This is a genomic window from Bradyrhizobium sp. UFLA06-06, assembly GCF_054820065.1.
Genome location: NZ_JADFUD010000135.1, coordinates 1 through 4,059, shown reverse-complemented (window position 1 = coordinate 4,059; position 4,059 = coordinate 1). Strand labels below are relative to the sequence as shown.

Here is a 4,059-nt window from a genome sequence, read left to right as displayed (position 1 = left end):
GGTGATGAGTATGTAGAACCCAGTCGACTCGTTCGATACCGATAGCGGTAAGATGCGGCATAATAGCGCCGGATCCTGTATCGATGAGCAGGCACTCCGTTCCACTTTTCAGAACGTAAACGTTACAAGTGTCTCTAAACTCCCAAAGGTTTTTGGAGCGCTGGATTAGATGCATTTGATTCCCTTAGCAAGCGTTGGCGGCGTGCAGTCTGAAAAGAGACTACCTTTACAGGCTGGGTCTTTTAAGCGGAATATTGGTACGTTTCGTGCCACAAATTCGGATTCCTCAAGGCTCACGGCAAGCAATTTCCAACCATCAAGCCATCCGCTGCGCGTTAGGAATACCCTCGAGTTCAAGCGCCTACGATTGGCGTCGCCGAGGCCGACAGTGCGGCTTCCGATCGGGCTGCTGAGCCGTCCGTGAAAAAAAATGTCCAGTCATTGAGCAGGAGTCGTTTTTTGGAGCGGAGCGAGGTTTGGGATGCAAGCATTTTTGGGTCACTGGCAGCGAGACCACGGTTCTTCGGACACTGACCGCATCGACGGCGATACGCGTCTTGAGCAATCCACGCTACGCCGGCGCCTACGCCCATGGACGCCGGCGCTATCGACGAACCATCGACGGCAAAACGACTCTGCAGCGGCGTGACCACGATGACTGGCTGGCTTGTATCCCGGATGCCTATCCCGGCTACATCACCTGGGAGCAATTCCAGGAGAATCTCAAAATTCTCAAGACCAACGGTCGAGGATATGACCTGGCGCGCGCATCGCCTCCTCGGGAAGGTACGGCACTGCTGCATGGATGGGCGGTGTGCGGGCGATGCGGTAAACACTTCCGCATCCGTTACGCTGCCCGACGGGGACGGCTGGATGCCTGGTACGTCTGTGATCGCGCTCACGGCTATCATGGGTCAATCGCCGGGCCTCCGATCGATAAAGACATCGGCTGATTGCCGAACAAATGACGCCGGCCGCCCCCGAGTTGACGCTCGAGATCCGCAGGGAGATCGAAGCCAGGTATGAGGAAGCAGACCGGCTGCGCTGTCGCTCGATCGAACGGGCCCAAATCGAAGCGGATCTCGCCCAGCGCCGCTTCATGCTGGTCGACCCTAATAATCGTCTCGTCGCCGACACGCTCGAAGGTGAATGGAACAACAAGCTCCGCGTGTTGGCAAAAGCCCGCGATGATCGAGAGCGCGCACGAGAGCAGGATCAGCTCGTCCTCGATGAAGCTGTCCGCGAGCGGCTGATCGCGATGACGGTAGACTTCGGTAAGCTTTGGGCAGATCCAGGCACGCCGGACCGTGAACGCAAACGGCTGCTCGCCCACATCAATGAGGATGTCACCCTCATCAAGATGCCGGCGGAACGAACCACCAAAATTCACGTCCGCTTCAAGGGTGGCAAAATCCAAACGCTTACCACCATGAGCCCAAAATCTTCCGCGCAGCAGGTCAAGACGCAACGCGGTATCGTCGAGTTGGTCGACAAGCTCCTCGACACACACATTTATTCAGAGATCGCCGAACTCCTCAACCAGCAAGGATATCGCCCGGGAGGATCAGCGCGGCGCGGCCGCCACGACGCCCGCTTCACGGCTTTGCACGTCGCGTATCTCGTCCATCGCTATGGCTTACGCTCGCGCTATGACAGATTGCGAGATTGCGGAATGCTGACAAAACGGGAAGCCGCGGCGCGCCTCAACATCCACGAAACGACCCTCGCCAGGTGGGCTGAACATGGACTTCTCACCAGGCACGCCTACAATGCGCACTATTGCCTATACGAGATTCCCGCATCGAACCTGCCGCGCAAGCAATGCAGTCGATGGAATCGACTTGTCGATCGAGCCGCAGCCAAGCTCGATCTCGATCATTCTGACCTTTGCACGCGGGCCAGGGGGCGAAGACGGCTGCGGCGCCCACGGCGATGCCGGAGCCGGCGGCGAGAAGTAATCTCCATAGGGACAAGAGCCGGTACAGTACAGCCTTGCTGCCTAGGCTGCCCTGGCGCGCCTGCCGACGCCAGGTGAACAGCAGGCTTTGTGCCAATCCATACCGACGCGCAACGCCGCAGACGGTCTCCCCGACTTGCAGCTCGGCACCGAAAACCTTGACCTGATTCGCCGCACGACCTTAAGGCTAGACTTAAGGTCATATTTCTCAAGCAGTCCGCCGAACCGCACAAGGCCGCCTCCGCCGGAGCGATACACTTGTCGCCCCGAATCACAAGCATGTTCTCGCGGTGACACGGCCGGCTGGCCCGTCACTCAGGCGTTTACGCCTGCCCGCATTGTCGGATCTTCGACAATGTTGGACATGAGACAGAGCGCGCTGCCACAGTAATCGTATTGTTCTGACGTGATTTTCTCCTTTGGCACGACGCATGCTAGGCTATCCGCAAACGCGCTGCGCGGAGTTGAAATCATCGCCGAACATGCGCAGGGGGCATAGCATGAGAGTCCCGGCCAAACTGCCGTCCAATCGACGCTTCGGCCTCACATTCTGCGCCGTATTTCTTGCGTTGGGCGCATACGCGGCCATCAAGGGACGCGTCGCTGCTGCTTACGTGTCGCTCTTTGCGATCAGTGTCGCATTCGGCGGCATAGCATTGACCTTTCCGCGGATTCTCGCGCCGCTTAACCTACTCTGGTTCTACTTCGGCGAGTTGCTAGGACGGATAGTCAGCCCGCTGGTTCTGGGTATCATCTATTTCGGGCTTCTAGCACCGATCGCTTTTGTCGCTCGCTTGCTTGGGCGCGACGAGCTTCATTTGAAGCGACGGCCGGCCGCAAGCTACTGGATCAGTCGTAACCCGCCAGGTCCGACAGGTCAGTCCTTCACAAACCAGTTCTGAGGCGCAGATGTATCTCTTCATCACGGAACTCTGGGCTTTCATGCGAGTTCGCAAAAAGATGTGGCTCGCACCCCTAATTGTTCTCATGGTTGTCATAGCCGCTCTGCTCGTTCTGGCACAAGGCTCTGTCATTTCTCCGTTTGTTTACGCGCTGTTTTGACCGATGAATATCCTGGGCATCTCAGCTTACTACCATGACTCTGCCGCTTGTCTCGTTTCGGACGGCGAACTAGTAGCTGCCGCGCAAGAAGAGCGCTTTACGCGAAATAAACACGATCCAGGCTTTCCTGCCTATGCGGCTCGTTACTGCCTCAGCGCCCGAGGGCTATGTCCAGCCGACGTCGACTATGTAGTCTTCTACGACAAACCATTTAGCAAATTCGAACGGATCTTTGAAACCTATTTAGCTTTCGCGCCAAAGGGATTTAAGAGCTTCGCAATGTCGATGCCGGTGTGGCTAAGGGACAAGCTGTTTCAAAGAAGGCTAATTTCGGAGGCGTTGAGCGAACACCTTGCGAGTGATCTTGATTGGTCGAGTCGACTCCGCTTTTCGGAGCATCATCTCAGCCACGCCGCGTCCGCGTTCTTCCCATCGCCATTTAACGAAGCCGCAGTGTTAACGATGGATGGTGTCGGAGAGTGGACGACAACCTCTCTTGCGATCGGTAAGGGAAAGGAACTATCGGTCTACAGGGAGATCCACTTTCCGCACTCTCTTGGTCTACTGTACTCGGCGTTCACCTACTACACCGGTTTCAAGGTGAACTCCGGTGAGTACAAGGTAATGGGACTGGCGCCCTACGGCGAGGCTAAGTATGTGCATCTGATAAAGGAGCACCTGATCGACATCAAAGAGGACGGGTCATTCCACCTGGACATGAGCTTCTTTGATTACTGTACCGGGCTAACGATGACCAATGGTCGGTTCGACGCACTATTCGGTGGTCCGGCCCGACGCCCGGAAAGTCGGTTGACGCAGAGGGAGATGGATCTAGCGGCCTCCATTCAGGCCGTTACTGAGGAGGTCGTCCTAAAGCTTGCAAGAGAAATCCGGACCACAACCGGGCAGAGAAATCTCTGCCTTGCAGGAGGCGTGGCACTTAATTGTGTTGCGAACGGAAAGCTCTTGCGAGAAACACTCTTCGACAACATCTGGATTCAGCCGGCCGCCGGCGACGCGGGCGGCGCAGTGGGCGCCGC

At 56.9% G+C, this 4,059-nt stretch carries 6 protein-coding genes; 5 read left to right on the top strand and 1 reads right to left on the bottom strand.

Features of this window, described 5'->3' with window-relative positions; genetic code table 11:
- Positions 1-175: MBL fold metallo-hydrolase (locus IF803_RS42205; RefSeq protein ID WP_461196127.1), on the bottom strand; the 175-nt coding region annotated here is incomplete at its 3' end.
- 382 nt (positions 176-557) lie between these two features.
- Here IF803_RS42205 and IF803_RS42200 point away from each other — a divergent pair.
- The 5 genes from IF803_RS42200 to IF803_RS42180 form a co-directional block, all read left to right on the top strand.
- The gene (locus IF803_RS42200) at positions 558-953 is read left to right on the top strand and encodes a recombinase family protein (protein ID WP_461196126.1); all 396 of its coding nucleotides are present in this window, start codon (positions 558-560) and stop codon (positions 951-953) included.
- Between the two features lie 11 nt (positions 954-964).
- Positions 965-2,035 carry a hypothetical protein gene (locus IF803_RS42195; protein ID WP_461196128.1) on the top strand — a complete coding sequence of 357 codons (1,071 nt, stop codon included), beginning with the start codon at positions 965-967 and terminating at the stop codon, positions 2,033-2,035.
- A gap of 422 nt (positions 2,036-2,457) precedes the next feature.
- A complete protein-coding gene (locus IF803_RS42190) occupies positions 2,458-2,859 on the top strand; it encodes an SxtJ family membrane protein (protein ID WP_461196125.1) in 402 nt (133 codons plus the stop codon).
- A gap of 7 nt (positions 2,860-2,866) precedes the next feature.
- On the top strand, positions 2,867-3,019 hold the full coding sequence (locus tag IF803_RS42185) for a DUF5989 family protein (protein WP_461196124.1): 153 nt from the start codon (positions 2,867-2,869) through the stop codon (positions 3,017-3,019).
- 3 nt (positions 3,020-3,022) lie between these two features.
- The coding region (locus IF803_RS42180; RefSeq protein ID WP_461196123.1) for a carbamoyltransferase family protein at positions 3,023-4,059 on the top strand (1,037 nt) is incomplete at its 3' end.